Here is a 13,828-nt window from a genome sequence, read left to right as displayed (position 1 = left end):
ATGCGCAGGCTGGCCGCCACCGTTCGCCTGGACTTCCAGTTGCAGATGCGGAACGGCTTCTACTACGCGGTGGCCTTCCTGCTGGCCTGCTGGTTCGTCGTGCTAACGGTCCTTCCCGCCATCGACTGGGCCTATGTCCTGCCCGCCTTCGTGTTCGGCAATCTGGTCGTGGTCAACTTCTACTTCGTCGCCGGACTCGTCCTGCTCGAGAAGAACGAAGGGACGCTGGAGGCCCAGGTGGTGACGCCGCTCGCGGACTGGGAGTATCTCGCGTCGAAGACGCTGACGCTGGCCGCGCTCTCGCTGGTCGAGCAGGCCGTCATCGTCTGGTCCGCCCATGGCGGCGGTTTCGCGATAGGCCCGCTGGCGGCGGGCATCGTGCTGGCGGCCACCCTCTATACGCTGACGGGTTTTGTCCTCGTCGCCCGCTATCGGTCGATCAACGAGTTCCTCTTTCCCTCGGTCCCGTTCACGTTCATTCTCTCGCTGCCGATCCTGCACTACTTCGGCGTATGGGATACCTGGCTGCTCTATCTCCATCCCTTCACGGCGCCGCTCACGCTGCTGGCGGCGGCGTTCGGGCCGATTCCGTCGTGGCAGTGGGCCTATGGGTTGCTCTATTCCGCGGTCTGGGCGGGGCTGCTGTTCCTTGCCGGCCAGCGGGCGTTCGAACGCTACCTGGTTGCCCGTGAGGGGACCCGCTGATGCCGTCGGCAGCCGCCGTTATCCGGGCGCTCGGGCCTATCGACGCCAGGAGCATCGCGCGCGACAGCATGCTGCGGTGGCTGGTCGGGGTGCCGGTCGTCATCGCCCTGGCGTTCCGATGGGGCTTTCCCGCCCTGAACGTGTGGCTCGGCGAGCGCTACGGGTTCGACCTCGTCCCGTACTACCCGCTCCTGGTGAGCTTCCTCGTCCTGATGATCCCGACGCTGATGGGGTCCGTGGTCGGATTCCTGCTGCTCGACCAGAAGGACGATCGCACCCTCACGGCGCTTCAGGTCACGCCGCTCACGGTGGAGGGCTACCTCGCATACCGCATCGCGGTGCCGATGGCGGTGAGCGTGCCGGTGATGATGGCGTGCATCGCCATCGCGGACCTGGTGACGATAGGTCTGGTTCCCGCCTTTGTCGCCGCCGTCCAGACCGCGCCTACCGCGCCGCTCTACGCGCTGTTCGTTGCCGCCTTCGCCTCGAACAAGGTTCAGGGATTCGCCCTCATGAAGGGAATCGGCGTGCTCTCGTGGCCGCCCGTCATTGCCTGGTTCATCTCGCCGCCCTGGCAGGTGGCGTTCGGAATCGATCCGCTGTACTGGCCTCTCAAGGTGTTCTGGATGCTGGAGGCCGGCGAACCCCGGGTGTGGCTCTACTTCCTCGCCGGACTGGCTTACCAGTCGCTCCTGCTCGCGATCCTGATGCGGCGCTTCAAGACCGCTATGGCACGGTAGGGGACGCGCGTAGGCGTCCTACGAACATCTCGTGTCGGCCTGGCTCCACTTCCGGGTGCACGAACGGCACGCTGCGAGCCTCGAAACCGACCTCGGCCAGCAGATCCAGCCAGCGCTGGCGCGTGAAGAGCCCTTCGACGTGACGGTCGTGCACGACCCGCGCCGAGCCGTCACGGTCCCGCAGCAGGAACGCGTAGTCGACGACGTACTGAGTGTCGTCGGGGTCCGGATCCCAGCGCCACTCGAGATAGCGCAGGCCGCGCCGGTGCGCGCCGGCGGGGCCGGTAGGCGCAGGCTCGTCGCAGCCACCGTCGTCCGTCATTTCGTCTGGGAAGTTCTCGCGGACGTAGTCGGGCGCGAACAGCACGGCGCCGCCCGGCCGGCAGTGGACCCGCGCAGTCTCGATGGCGCGGCGCAGATCGGCTTCCGTCGCCATGTAGCAGACGGCGTCATGGACGAACACCGCGTCGAACGTCCGGCCGAGCCTCAGCGTGCGCATGTCGCCGAGCCGATGCTCGCATTCCGGGTTGAGGGCGCGGCTCACGGACAGCATTTCTTCCGAGATGTCCGTGAGCAGCAGGTTGGGGAACCGCCGCTTCATGTGCAGGGCGTTGTTGCCGCCGCCGCTGCCGAGCTCCAGCAGGGACTCGATCGGCCCGTCACAAGCGTCGGCCAGCAGGTCGGCATAGATGCCCGCTTCCACGGCGTAGGCGGTCGCCGGGTCGTCGAGGAGCGGCCACCACTCCGCGAGTTCTTCGTACAGGCGCATGGCGATGGGGAGCGGCTACTCGACGGTGAAGGTCCCGTTCACGCTGCGACCGCCGTCGGCGCGCTGCCGCCGGACGGAGGGGACGTCACCGACGGTGAACCCGAACGTCCCGGTCCGGATCGGCGTGAAGCTGAACTGGGCCGTGCCGCCGACGTCGAATTCGATGGCTCGGAACGCCAGCGCCTGCAGGTGCACCTCGATCCCGTTGATGGTGACGAGGCGCAGGTGCGAGTTGCGCAGCAGGTCGTCGACCTCGAGGCGCCACGACTCGGTTCCGTCGCTGGTGATGTTAAGCCGGTAGTACTCGCCGGTCACGAGGTTGAACTCGGCGGTGGACAACACCGGGCCATCCGGGCTCGTCGTGATTTCGAGGTGGATGTCCAGCGGCGGTCCCGCGGCCAGATTGCCGCCCACCTGGGCCTGGGCGCCGGCAGCGGCGAGCGCCAGCGCCAGGCCGCAGGAGGCGACGACAGTGATTCGCGGCCGCATGCCGGTGGTTATACCCGAACGTCATCCGGCGGGCCAGCGGTCTCGCCAACAAAGTCCCTTGACGGAGTTCTCCCGCGGGGGCATGCTCGGCATGAACGGTCGCCGCCGTCGCGTCACGACGGGGCGCCGGCCGGAGCGCAACATGGAGGAGCACGATGAGCAAGCGTTTTGCCGGAGCGTCGGTCGTCGCCGCGTTGGTTGCTGCGGCACTGGTCTCCTTCTCCGCGTCCGGCCGCGCCCTGGGCGGGGCGCAGGCCGCCGAGGCGGACATCAGCGGCGTGGTTACCAGCGCGAACGGACCCGAGGAGGGCGTCTGGGTCATCGCGGAAACCACGTCTCTCCCGACGAAGTTCGTCAAGAGCGTGGTCACCGGCGACGACGGCCGGTACCTGATTCCCGACCTGCCGGAGGCGACCTACGACGTGTGGGTGCGCGGCTACGGGCTGGTCGATTCCGATCCGGTCACTGCCGCGCCGGGCGACACGGTGGACCTGGAGGCGACCGTGGCGGCAACGCCAGCCGAGGCCGCCCGGGTCTACCCGGCCAACTACTGGTATTCGCTCATCCGGCCGCCGGCGACCGACGAGTTTCCGGGCACCGGTGAGGACGGCAACGGTATCGCCGCGAACCTGCAGCACCAGGAACAGTGGGTCGATATCCAGAAGCAGGGTTGCATGCTGTGCCACCAGCTCGGCAACCGGATAGTCCGCGAAATCGACAACCTCGACCAGTTCGACTCCAGCCTCGAGGCTTGGGACCACCGCGTGCGAATGGGCCAGCGCGGCGGGCAGATGACCAACGCCATGAACCGGTTCGGCCGGGTGCGCGGGCTGCAGATGTTCGCCGACTGGAGCGATCGGATCGCCACCGGCGAAGTGCCGCCTGCCCCGCCGCGCCCACAGGGGATCGAGCGGAACGTCGTCATCTCGATGTGGGAGTGGGGGACCGACATCGACTACATCCACGACGAGATCGCCACCGACAAGCGCGATCCGACGATCAATGCCGGCGGCCCGGTCTACGGTGTGAACATCTCCAACGACGCGCTCACGATTCTCGATCCGGTGACCCACACCGCCACCAGCCTGAACGTCCCGCTGCGGGTCGACCCGGACACGGTGCCGGGAATGATCGCCCGCTCGATGCCGGCGCCGTCGCGGTTCTTCGGAGACGACCTCATCTGGAACGACCCGGCCAACCCGCACAATCCGATGATGGACAGCAAGGGGCGCGTGTGGATGACCTCGGCGATCCGTGACCGCGCCAACCCCGACTACTGCCAGGAAGGGTCGGACAATCCCTACGCGAAGTACTTCCCGCTGCCCAGCGGCTTCCGGTCCGCCGTGTACTACGAGCCGGACCGGGAGCAGTTCGTGCTGGTCGACACCTGCTTCGGAACTCACCACCTGCAGTTCGCCGAGGACGAGAACGACACCCTCTACTTCAGCGGCGGGGGGCAGGTCATCGGCTGGATCGACACGAAGCTCTACGACGAGACCGGCGACGAGCGGCTCTCGCAGGGCTGGTGCCCGACGGTTCTCGACACTAACGGCGACGGCGTGATCACGAAGCCGTGGAACGAGCCGGCGCCGCGCGGGCGGGCGGCCGAGCAGGACCCCGACCTGTCGCTCGACACCCGCGTGAACATCGGCAGCTACGGCGTCATCGGCGATCCGACCGACGACAAGGCGGTCTGGATCAGCTCGAACCGGTTCCCGGGCCGGCTCGCCCGGCTGCACGTCGGCGACAGCCCGCCGGAGAGCTGCGTGACGGAGATGTACGAGGTGCCGTCGGTCCTCGATCCGAACGTGCCCCCGGAGAAGCGCGGATTCGGCTCGCGCGGGCTGGACATCGACCGCGATGGCGTCATCTGGACCGCCCTGTCGGGGTCGAGCCACCTGGCCAGCTTCGACCGCCGCAAGTGCGCGGTGCATAACGGTCCGGTGACCGCCGAGGGCCGCCACTGCGTCGAGGGCTGGACGCTCTACCCCACGCCCGGCCCCACGATTGCCGGGACCGACCCGCCAGTGCGGGCGGACTACCACTACTACAACTGGGTGGATCAGTGGGACACGCTCGGCCTGGGCCGGGACATCCCGATTGCGACCGGTTCGAACTCCGACTCGCTGCTCGCTTTCGACCCGGACACCGAAGAGTGGACAGTGTTGCGGGTGCCATATCCGCAGGGCTTCTTCACGCGGGGGCTCGACGGCCGGATCGACGATCCGGACGCCGGCTGGAAGGGGCGCGGGGTGTGGGCCACCTACGGCGCGGCGGCCACCTGGCACATCGAGGGAGGCGTCGGCGTGAAGCCGGGCATGCTGAAATTCCAGGTGCGCCCGCATCCACTCGCAGAATAGTGAGCGGATCGAACACGCAGACGGTGCGTCGTGCAGGAACGTGGGCGGACGGAGTGCGCCCGGCAGTCGGTCGGCGAACTACTCAGAAGGACGCGTGGAGACTGACCTGGACCTGCCCCTTCGAGCCAACCGGTAACGTCTGGATCATGTAGCCGGCCTGGAGGCGGGACCGGTCGCTGACTCCGAAGCCAAGCGCGGTGTAGAACCGGTTGCGGTCGAAGCGCTCCACCGTCCTGCCCGGCCCGATGTCGAGCTCCCCGTTGACGAAGACTTCGTTGTACAGCGCCAGGTAGATGGACCCACTTCCGGTCCCTCGTCCATTCAGCGCGACATCGCCGAACAGGGCGTAGCGAAACCGTGTCCGGAAGTCCTGGCCGTCAACCCAACGCTGTTCGTAGCGGTAGCGGTGGCGCAGAAAGACGACCCCTCCAAAGGCCTGGGTAAGCGACGCCTCCTGGTACACGCGTCGCTCTGCGCTGGTCTCGCTGCTGTCGCCGAAGGCGCCGCTCGTGATGTGCGCCACACCCCCAGTCAGCAGCACAGAGGATGCGGGCGAGTAGGTCAGGCCACCCCGGATCAGCAACTGCTCCAGGTCGCTTCCCAGATCCCAGTTGCGGTGCTGCACGTCACCCTGTAGCCCCAGCGACGAGTCGTCGAAGCGAGTCGACCAGTACAGCATGTACCAAGCGCCGAGCTGGTCCCTGTCGACCGGCGTCTGCGCCAGGGCCGCACCCGGCGACAGCATCGCGCCCGCAAGAACAAGGGCGCCGATCAACACGCGCAGCACGGGGTCAGGCAGCACGGGGCTCAGACGCGGAGCATCCCGCCAGGGCCAGTCCGGCGGCCGATAGGCCGAGACGTTGTCCACAGGCTCTGCGCGACGTGGTTGGTAGCGTGCTTGCCGTGTCGGCAGCGGGTACGTGTGTGACCCTGTCGAACATCTCGTTTTCCCCTCCTTCGGCGGTATGGGCAGTTTAGCAACAACGGGAACCAGTACCTGATACCTCACACGTTACCAGAGGCGCAGTCGACGACGGCGGCGGCAGGCCGAGCGGCGCAGCGCGCAGGCGATCGCTCGACGAGCGCGGGAATCGACTGCGGGCTCCGTGTCATGCTGTGGCAGAATGGCTGGGTGAAGCGGCCAGCCGTCACGGCGGTCGTGCTGTCCGTAGTCCTGGCCCTCGCGGCGGGGACCGCGTTCGCCCAGTGGGGCTGGGGACGCTCGCGCTATCCGCCCCGCTTCCGTCCCCCCGAACACCGCGACGCCGGATTCTCCTTCTGCCGGCTCATGTACTCCAGCGAGTACGCGGGGCGCGGCATGGGCCGCTGGTCGACCGACTATCCATACGCCGACATCAACTTCATGATCCGGCTGTCGGAGATGTCGACCACCAACGTCAACTTCGACGACGAAGACGAACCCATCCACTGGGTGGTCCCGATCACCGACGACACGCTGTTCGACTGCCCGTTCATCATCGCGTCGGCCGTCGGGTCTATGGTGCTTTCCAGCGACGACGCCGACCGCCTGCGCGAGTACCTGCTGAAGGGCGGCTTCCTCTGGGTCGACGACTTCTGGGGAAGCTGGGAATGGGAGCAGTGGGAAAGTCAGATCCGCAAGGTGCTGCCGCCGGGGCAGTACCCGATCGTCGACTTGCCGATCGATCACGCGCTGTTCCGGACCCTGTTCCAGATCTGGGAAGTGCCGCAGATCGCCAACATCGGTTTCTGGATGCGGTCCGGGGGAGGCACGTCCGAGCGCGGCAGCGACAGCGCGGAGCCGCACTTCCGGGTGATCTTCGACGAACGCCAGCGCATCATGGTCGCGATGACGCACAACACGGACATTCAGGACTCCTGGGAGCGCGAGGCGGACGATCCGCGCTTCTTCGAGGAGTTCGCGCCCGACGGCTATTCCTTGGGGATCAACGTCCTGCTCTACGCGATGGGCTACTGATCGAGGGCGGGCAGGACGGCGGACGGAAGCACTACTGAGCGCCTACCTGCGTCTTCTTGGAGACGAGGTTGAAGAACGAGAAGAGGTGCCCGACCACCTCGGGGTTCCTCGAGATGAACAGCGAGTGGTCGCCGCCGGGGATTTCGATGTAGACGTGCTGCATCCCCAACTCCCGCATCTTCGCCACTGACTCGCGTACCCCCGCGGTGGGCACGACGCGGTCATCCGAGCCCTGCAGGACCAGGAACGGAAGGTGCCGGATCGCGTTCGCGTCGACGTAGTCGGCGTTCATGCTGCCGCCGGCCACCGCGGCCAGTCCGGCCCAGAGGTCCGGGTAGCGGCTGGCGAGGTAGTAGGTGCCGGCGCCCCCCATGGAGTGGCCCCAGAGGTAGATCCGGTTCTCGTCGATGTTGAGCTCGCCGGTGACGAGCTCGAAGACGTTCATGACGTCCTGCTCGGCCCGCCGGTCCTGTTCGGAGTCGCCGCGGTAGCCGTATCCGCCCCGCCGCGTATAGCCGAGCGGAGTCACCACCACGTAGCCGTGGTGTTCGGCCAGATCGAGGAACCCCGCGTAGTTCATCAGCCAGTCGTACTGACGTCCGGCGCCGTGCAGCGAGACCATCAGCGGCGCGGGACTTGCGGCGTTGTAGCTTGAGGGCACGAAGAGGGCGTACGGGATAGTCTCGCCTGTCTCCTCCATCACGTACGTCCGATGCTGGACGCGCGGGTCGTTGACCGCGTACTCGTCATCCCGCGCTTCGCGTTGGGCGAGGGCATCCGCCGGGACGAAGGCCGCGAGAGCGAAGAGGACCGCGAGCGTCACGATCGGGCGAGCCAGGGTTCGGATTGTCTGCATCGTTGTCCTCCTGCGGGCCCGGCCGGTCTTGCACGTCTTGGTAAACGTGCCGCTTCCGGCCGGAGTCGTCTCCGTTAAGCGGTGTCGCACTACTATTGACGGCGTGGGGCTCTCGGTACGTTTCGGCATTCCAACATGAGGTGCACTATGCGGAAGGGTATACCGGCGTTGTCGGCGTTGGTTCTCGCCTTCGGGACGTTCGGCACGCTCGGCGCGGCTCCGGCCGCGGCCGAAGACATCGAGATCACCGAGTGGGTGGTGCCCTGGGAAGAGACCCGGCCGCGCGACCCCTACGTCGATGGCCAGGGACGCGTCTGGTTCGTCGGTCAGCGGGGCGACTATCTGGCCTACCTCGACCCGGGGACGGGCGACTTCCGGCGCTACGACCTGGATCCGGGCACGGGGCCGCACAACCTGATCGTCGACGAAGACGGGATGGTGTGGTATGCGGGCAACCGCGCGATGCACATCGGCAAGCTGGATCCGGAGACCGGGGACATCGAGAAGATCATGATGCCGACGCCCGACGCGCGGGATCCGCATACCCTCACCTTCGACCACAACGGAGACATCTGGTTCTCGGTGCAGGGCGGCAGCTTCGTCGGCAAGCTGGGCACGCAGACCGGCACCGTGGAGCTTATCCCGATCGAGGGTAACGGGCGGCGTCCCTACGGCATCGTCGTCGACGCGAACAACCGCGCGTGGTTCTGTCAGTTTGGGACGAACGTGCTCGCCACCGTCGACCCGGAGACGATGGCGCTCGAGGAGTTCGAGTTGCCGCGTGCCGAGGCCCGGCCGCGCCGGGTGGGGCTGACGTCGAACGGCCACCTGTGGTACGTCGACTACGCCGGCGGTTACCTCGGCCGTCTCGATCCGGCCAGTGGCGACGTCAAGGAGTGGGCGGTTCCCGGCGGCGCGGATTCGCGGCCGTACGGGATGGCCGTCGATGCCGACGACCGTCTGTACTTCGTGGAGTCGGGCATACAGCCGAACCGCTTTATCGGGTTCGACCCGGCCAGCGAGGAGTTCTTCGCGATGACGGAGATCGCCAGCGGGGGTGGAACCGTCCGCCACATGTACTATCACCCGCCGACGCGTGAGATCTGGTTCGGCACCGACACGAACAACGTCGGCCGCGCGCGCGTCCTACCGTAGCGCGGAGCACTTGGTTCGATACGCCGCTGCCTCCGCCGGCGCTCTGACGGTGGCGCTGCTGGCGGCAGCGCCCGTGTCGGAGGCCATCTACCTCGAGGGCCCGCCGCCGGAGCACGCCGGCGGGTTTGGCGGGGATACTTGTCACACCTGCCATTTCGAGAACGACCTCGATGCGCCGGGAGGCTCACTCACCCTTAACGGCGTCCCCGACACGTTCGATCCATCGGCAACCTACCGCATCACAGTGACACTGGAGCGGCCCGGGATGGAACGGGCCGGTTTCCAGTTGGCGGCGCGGGTCGGCGAAGGCGACGGCGGCGGCGGAGCGGCGGGCGTGCTGCAGGCCCTGGGCGAGGATGAGCGCGTGCAGGTGGTCCTTGGAGCGGACGGCGTGACGTACGCCCAGCACACCGAGCCGGGCACGGCGCTGACTCTCCCCGACGCGGCCCTCTGGACCGTCGAGTGGAGCCCGCCGCCCACCGGCGATGCAATCTCCGTCGTCTTTCACGTAGCGGCGAACGCGGCCAACGACGACGCTTCGGAGTTCGGCGACTTCATCTATACGGCCTCGGCGACGACGCGTCCGGCTGTTCGCTGATCCTGCCAGCCTGTGTGACGACTGTGGATGGTGCCGGCCTGGAGGCCGGCGCACCAGGCTGTCCCACCCACCGGCGCACCAGCCGGCGCACTACCTAGTTGAGGCTGGCGACACGCCGGCGGAGCGCCTTGACGTGCTCCCAGATTTCGGCGTGTTCGTCCTTCTCGCCATCGCCGTCGCCGTCGGCGTCGCCATCGCCGTCGGAGTCGGCTTCCTCCGGTCTTGCCGTGAAGCGCAGGTAGGCTTCGAGGTCGCGCAACGCTGCCTGGTAGTGATTCAGGTGGTAGGCCAGCAGACCTCGATCGCGCAGCTCCGTCATGGCGGACGGATCGAGTCCGAGGAGGAGACGCGTTACCGCGTGCGCCTGCGGGAACGACCGAAGCTTGACGTAGATCTGCTTCAGGTTGACCAGCATCCGGATCAGGATCTCCAGCTTCGTCGCCCGGGCGAGCAGGCGCGGATCGAAGGCCGCGTCCTTGCCCGCGTAGCGCTGCAGCAGCGATTCGCAGTCACCTTCCGAGAGAATGGCGCCGTCGTGAAACGGGTCGACTATGACCTGATTGCCGGCGCCCCCCGATGCCCCCGGTTCCAGCGGCGACTTCAGCAGGAAATGACCCGGGAAGTTGACGCCGTGGATCGGGACGCCAGCGCGCCGTGACACCTCCATGTAGACCAGCGCCAGCGTGATCGGGATGCCGGTGCGGCGGTCCAGCACCTCGTTCAGGAAGCTGTTGCGGGGATCGTCGTAGTGGTCCTGGTTGCCGGCGAAGCCTTGTTCCGTGAAGAGGTAGTCGCTGATCGCGGACACGCGCCGCGCCGCGCCGGCGTCGTCGCCGAGCGCCCCCACGCGTGCGGCCGCCTCCCGGCCCATCTCGTCCAACTGATCGAGATAGGGCGACGTGTCGAGCCGCGGATACTCGAGCCGGGCAATCAGGAAGGCGGCGGGAGCCAGGTCGGGCGCGGGTGAGTTGGCGACCTCGGTGAAACGCCTGATGAAGTCCTCCGAGATCATGGTCGATGGCGGCCGGCCGTCAGTGCCCTAGAAGCGCCGTGAGCGCGAAGCGGTCGAGTTCGTCGAGGCTCTCTACAACCGCCGCGGCGCCCGTGAGCTCGTCCGCAGTATAGCTGGTGGTGACGCCGGCACAGGGCAGCCCGGCGGCGTTCGCTGACTCGATCCCCCACCGTGAATCCTCGACGGCGACGAAGCCGGCGGGTGAGACCGGGCGGCCGAGCGCGTTACAGAGCAGTTCGACCGCGCGGACGTAAGTGTCCGGGGCGGGCTTGCTCGCCGGCACGTCGTCGGCCGCCACGATCGCGACGAAGTGCTGTAGCAGTCCCGCGCGAGTCAGGATGGCCTCGATCTCGTGGTGGAGCGCCCCCGACGCGACGGCCAGTGCGGTCCCGTCCGTCGCGAGCTGCTCGATACAGCGCCGGGCGGCCGGGTACACGACGTCCGTCGCCGCAACCCGCGCCGCGAAGCAGTCGGCCTTCGCCGTCGCCAGTCGCGCCGCCGCCTCGGGCTCGAGCGGGACGTTCCGATCCCGCGCCAGCGCGACGAACAGGCCGGCGTCGTCCAGGCCGAGGTAGCGTTCCCAGTACTCCTCGTCCGAGAGCGTCATCGGTCCGCCGGCCAGGGCATCCTGAAACGCCCGCAGGTGGATGGGTTCGGTGTCGGCGATGACGCCGTCGAAGTCGAGGATGACGCCGAGCAGCTTCACGGCAGCCGGCGTTCGTCCTCGGGCGGCAGCCTCTCGCCGGCGCGAATCGGAATCGGCAGGCGGTTCTGCGGCGGCGGGAACGGGCAATCGAACTGCTCGTCGAAGTAGCAGGTGGGCGTGTAGGCCCGGTTGAAGTCGAGGTCGTACACGCCGGTCGGGGAGAATGGCAGGTCGAGGTAGCGGCCGGCGGCGTAGGTCTCGGTGCGGCTGGTCTCGTCACGGAACGGGATGAACAGTCCGGGATCGCCGTCCGAGACCAGCGCGTCGAGCCGGTACCGCTCGCCCTGCAGGACGAACTCCAGGTGGCCGACATGCTCCATCTTCCGCATCAATCCGGTCGACGTGGGGACGTCGAAGACCTGCGGGTCGTCGGAAAGCACCAGGTTGGCGGGAACCCGATATGCGGGATTCGGTTCGTAGTACCGAAGTGGAAGCATCCATGACCGGCGGTCGAGCGGTACCGGCGAGTCGGGAGCGCTCCGGAAGAACTCGTCCTTGAGGGCGCGGTCTTCCAGAAGCCGCGGCACGTAGTCCGCCTCGTCGGGCGGCGGCGGGCCGCAGGCGGCGGCCACCGCCGCCGAGACGAGCATCGTCAATGCCAGACTGCGGCCCGCCGACCGATGCCGGGCCCGGCGCCGGGCACCGGGGCCTGTCGCCGACTTCGTCGCCACCATTGCAGTCTAGACGGGATACGCTCCCCGCGCGACCGCCGCATCCGCCAGACGCCGGCGTACCGCGACGGCGTTGACCGGCGTCACCTTCAGCAGGCGCCGGAGCGCCGCAAGGTGCGTGCGAAGCGTGTCGCCCGCCGCCATCGTCGCGAGCGCCGCCCGCGCCGCGACGTCAATCCGCATTGCCGCCTCGTTGACGTACACCGTCGCGGCATCCACCTGCAGATCCGCGCCCGGCACCCCGGCCGCCGATGCCGCCCGTGCCCGCTGCACGGAACTGTCGGCCGCGTAAGTGTCGATGATGATGTCGGCCGCGAGCGACAGGACCTCCTGCTCGTCGTTCAACCGGTCGCCGTAGGTCTGGAGCGCCAGACCGACCACCGCCAGCACCACCTTCCGGAACATGCCGACGGCGGCCGCCTGCGCTTCCAGCAGGCCGTCGCCGGGCGGCGGGGCTGGGGCCGGCGTCAGCAGCTCGTCCTGCAGCTTCCGGGCCGCCTCGATGAGAGGGAGGCCTCCCTTGAGCGCTCGCTTGATCAGCATGCCGGGTATCAGCAGCCGGTTGATCTCGTTCGTGCCTTCGAAGATCCGGTTGACGCGCGAGTCGCGGTAGTGCCGCTCGGCGGGGTAGTCCCGGACGAACCCGTTACCGCCGTGAATCTGGACGTTCTCGTCGAGGACGTAGTGGAGCGCCTCGCTGCCCGCCACCTTGAGGATCGACGATTCGACGGCGTATTCCTCCAGTGCCCGCAGCAGCGCCGCGGAGTCGTCCGTGTCGGCCCCGCCCAGGGTGGTGTCGATGAGGCCGGCGGTGCGGAAGACCATCGACTCGACGGCATACGTCCGCGCGACCATCTCCCCCAGCTTGTGCTTGATGGCCCCGAAGTTGGCGATGGGCTGGCCGAACTGCTGCCGGCTCGCGGCATAATGTGCGGCCTCGCCGACCGCCGATTCCGCGCCGCCTCCCGCGGAGGCGCCCAGCTTGAAGCGGCCGTAGTTGAGCACGTTGAACGCGACGCGGTGCCCCTTGCCTACTTCGCCGAGCAGGTTCTCCGCCGGTACGTGAACGTCCTGCAGGACCACCGGCGTCGTCGACGAGCCGTGCAGGCCCATCTTGTGCTCTTCCTTGCCGCTCGCGACGCCGTCGAACGACCGCTCGACGATGAACGCGGTGAACTGCTCGCCGTTCACCTTGGCGAAGACGATGTAGAGATCGGCGAAACCGCCGTTGGTGATCCACATCTTCTCGCCGTTCAGAACGAAGCTGCCGTCTTCCTGGGGAGTCGCACGGGCCCGCGCGCCGAGCGCGTCGGAGCCGGAGCCCGTCTCGCTCAGGCAGTAGGCGCCGACCGTCTCGCCGGTGACGAGGCGAGGCAGGTAGCGCTGCTTCTGCGCTTCGGTGCCGAACATCAGGATCGGCAAGATGGCGAGGCCGGTGTGGGCTCCCATGGTGGAACTGAACGAACCGCCCCGGCCGCTCGATCCGCCGATGATGGCCGAGCTCACCTTGTCGAGGGCCAGGCCGCCGTAGGCCTCCGGCACGTCGGTTCCAAGTAGTCCGAGATCACCCGCCTGCCGGAGTAGCCGGCGCGCCAGATCCCAGTCCTTGGTTTCGAGCTGGTCATTCTGGGCCAGCGTCTCCTCCGCGAACTGATCTGCGGTCTGGCGGATCAGCCGGTGCTCCTCGGTCATCCGTTCCGGCGTGAAGACGGTGTCGGGTTGCGTCTCCGCGAGCAGCCACGCGCCGCCTTGGGCCGCGGGTTCCTGTGCCGTCATTGTTGCCGTCGCCATCGTCTTCTCCTTGTTTTCG

General features: G+C 67.8%; 14 protein-coding genes. 6 read left to right on the top strand and 8 right to left on the bottom strand.

Translation table 11 applies throughout. The features are described from left to right. Positions 1-705 (top strand): ABC transporter permease, encoded by a 705-nt coding sequence (locus tag F4Y45_11160; GenBank protein MXY25066.1) that lies wholly within the window; start codon positions 1-3, stop codon positions 703-705. Next, positions 705-1,445: a hypothetical protein gene (locus F4Y45_11155; GenBank protein ID MXY25065.1), complete on the top strand. Its 741-nt coding sequence runs from the start codon at positions 705-707 to the stop codon at positions 1,443-1,445. The genes F4Y45_11160 and F4Y45_11155 overlap by 1 nt, the downstream gene beginning before the upstream one ends. Here the strand turns inward: F4Y45_11155 and F4Y45_11150 are convergent. Together F4Y45_11150 and F4Y45_11145 are read right to left on the bottom strand one after the other, a co-directional pair. Next, on the bottom strand, positions 1,432-2,214 hold the full coding sequence (locus F4Y45_11150; protein MXY25064.1) for a class I SAM-dependent methyltransferase: 783 nt from the start codon (positions 2,212-2,214) through the stop codon (positions 1,432-1,434). The genes F4Y45_11155 and F4Y45_11150 overlap by 14 nt on opposite strands. A 15-nt stretch (positions 2,215-2,229) precedes the next feature. Continuing rightward, a complete protein-coding gene (locus F4Y45_11145; GenBank protein ID MXY25063.1) occupies positions 2,230-2,703 on the bottom strand; it encodes a hypothetical protein in 474 nt (157 codons plus the stop codon). Positions 2,704-2,858: 155 nt separating this feature from the next. Between F4Y45_11145 and F4Y45_11140 the strand changes: the two genes are divergently transcribed. Then, entirely contained in the window at positions 2,859-5,063 is a 2,205-nt protein-coding gene (locus tag F4Y45_11140; GenBank protein MXY25062.1) for a carboxypeptidase regulatory-like domain-containing protein, read from the top strand. Between the two features lie 82 nt (positions 5,064-5,145). Here the strand turns inward: F4Y45_11140 and F4Y45_11135 are convergent, their stop codons facing one another. Further along, positions 5,146-5,808: a DUF2490 domain-containing protein gene (locus F4Y45_11135; GenBank protein MXY25061.1), complete on the bottom strand. Its 663-nt coding sequence runs from the start codon at positions 5,806-5,808 to the stop codon at positions 5,146-5,148. A gap of 366 nt (positions 5,809-6,174) precedes the next feature. Here F4Y45_11135 and F4Y45_11130 point away from each other — a divergent pair, with 366 nt between their 5' ends. Continuing rightward, on the top strand, positions 6,175-7,020 hold the full coding sequence (locus F4Y45_11130) for a DUF4159 domain-containing protein (protein ID MXY25060.1): 846 nt from the start codon (positions 6,175-6,177) through the stop codon (positions 7,018-7,020). A 31-nt stretch (positions 7,021-7,051) separates the two neighbouring features. Here F4Y45_11130 and F4Y45_11125 read toward each other — a convergent pair whose 3' ends face one another. Next, on the bottom strand, positions 7,052-8,005 hold the full coding sequence (locus F4Y45_11125; GenBank protein MXY25059.1) for a prolyl oligopeptidase family serine peptidase: 954 nt from the start codon (positions 8,003-8,005) through the stop codon (positions 7,052-7,054). An 18-nt stretch (positions 8,006-8,023) separates the two neighbouring features. On the opposite strand from F4Y45_11125, the gene F4Y45_11120 reads away from it, so the two are divergent. Together F4Y45_11120 and F4Y45_11115 are read left to right on the top strand one after the other, a co-directional pair. After that, positions 8,024-9,031, top strand: coding sequence for a lyase (locus F4Y45_11120; protein MXY25058.1), 1,008 nt, complete (start codon positions 8,024-8,026; stop codon positions 9,029-9,031). Positions 9,032-9,074: 43 nt separating this feature from the next. Beyond that, positions 9,075-9,629 carry a hypothetical protein gene (locus tag F4Y45_11115; protein ID MXY25057.1) on the top strand — a complete coding sequence of 185 codons (555 nt, stop codon included), beginning with the start codon at positions 9,075-9,077 and terminating at the stop codon, positions 9,627-9,629. A 94-nt stretch (positions 9,630-9,723) separates the two neighbouring features. On the opposite strand, the gene F4Y45_11110 is transcribed toward F4Y45_11115, so the two are convergent. Genes F4Y45_11110 through F4Y45_11095 form a run of 4 tightly spaced genes read right to left on the bottom strand, consistent with a single transcriptional unit; the run spans position 9,724 to position 13,794 of the window. Then, positions 9,724-10,641, bottom strand: a complete 918-nt coding sequence (locus F4Y45_11110) for a tetratricopeptide repeat protein (GenBank protein ID MXY25056.1) — start codon at positions 10,639-10,641, stop codon at positions 9,724-9,726. Between the two features lie 19 nt (positions 10,642-10,660). Further along, complete coding sequence (locus F4Y45_11105) at positions 10,661-11,458, bottom strand: HAD family phosphatase (GenBank protein MXY25055.1); 798 nt, start codon at positions 11,456-11,458, stop codon at positions 10,661-10,663. After that, the gene (locus tag F4Y45_11100) at positions 11,344-12,021 is read right to left on the bottom strand and encodes a DUF1684 domain-containing protein (protein MXY25054.1); all 678 of its coding nucleotides are present in this window, start codon (positions 12,019-12,021) and stop codon (positions 11,344-11,346) included. Before F4Y45_11100 ends, F4Y45_11105 begins: the two co-directional genes overlap by 115 nt. A 6-nt stretch (positions 12,022-12,027) precedes the next feature. Next, a complete protein-coding gene (locus F4Y45_11095) occupies positions 12,028-13,794 on the bottom strand; it encodes an acyl-CoA dehydrogenase (GenBank protein MXY25053.1) in 1,767 nt (588 codons plus the stop codon). Positions 13,795-13,828 lie beyond the last annotated feature (34 nt).

The sequence above is a fragment of the Acidobacteriota bacterium genome (assembly GCA_009838525.1).
Classification (GTDB): domain Bacteria; phylum Acidobacteriota; class Vicinamibacteria; order Vicinamibacterales; family UBA8438; genus VXRJ01.
This window is presented reverse-complemented; position numbering and strand designations above follow the sequence as displayed.

Coding starts and splice junctions, on each gene's coding strand:
- F4Y45_11160 (MXY25066.1), top strand. CDS start 1: ATGCGCAGGCTGGCCGCCACCGTTCGCCTGGACTTCCAGTTGCAGATG.
- F4Y45_11155 (MXY25065.1), top strand. CDS start 705: ATGCCGTCGGCAGCCGCCGTTATCCGGGCGCTCGGGCCTATCGACGCC.
- F4Y45_11150 (MXY25064.1), bottom strand. CDS start 2,214: ATGCGCCTGTACGAAGAACTCGCGGAGTGGTGGCCGCTCCTCGACGAC.
- F4Y45_11145 (MXY25063.1), bottom strand. CDS start 2,703: ATGCGGCCGCGAATCACTGTCGTCGCCTCCTGCGGCCTGGCGCTGGCG.
- F4Y45_11140 (MXY25062.1), top strand. CDS start 2,859: ATGAGCAAGCGTTTTGCCGGAGCGTCGGTCGTCGCCGCGTTGGTTGCT.
- F4Y45_11135 (MXY25061.1), bottom strand. CDS start 5,808: ATGCTGTCGCCGGGTGCGGCCCTGGCGCAGACGCCGGTCGACAGGGAC.
- F4Y45_11130 (MXY25060.1), top strand. CDS start 6,175: ATGCTGTGGCAGAATGGCTGGGTGAAGCGGCCAGCCGTCACGGCGGTC.
- F4Y45_11125 (MXY25059.1), bottom strand. CDS start 8,005: ATGCCGAAACGTACCGAGAGCCCCACGCCGTCAATAGTAGTGCGACAC.
- F4Y45_11120 (MXY25058.1), top strand. CDS start 8,024: ATGCGGAAGGGTATACCGGCGTTGTCGGCGTTGGTTCTCGCCTTCGGG.
- F4Y45_11110 (MXY25056.1), bottom strand. CDS start 10,641: ATGATCTCGGAGGACTTCATCAGGCGTTTCACCGAGGTCGCCAACTCA.
- F4Y45_11100 (MXY25054.1), bottom strand. CDS start 12,021: ATGGTGGCGACGAAGTCGGCGACAGGCCCCGGTGCCCGGCGCCGGGCC.
- F4Y45_11095 (MXY25053.1), bottom strand. CDS start 13,794: ATGACGGCACAGGAACCCGCGGCCCAAGGCGGCGCGTGGCTGCTCGCG.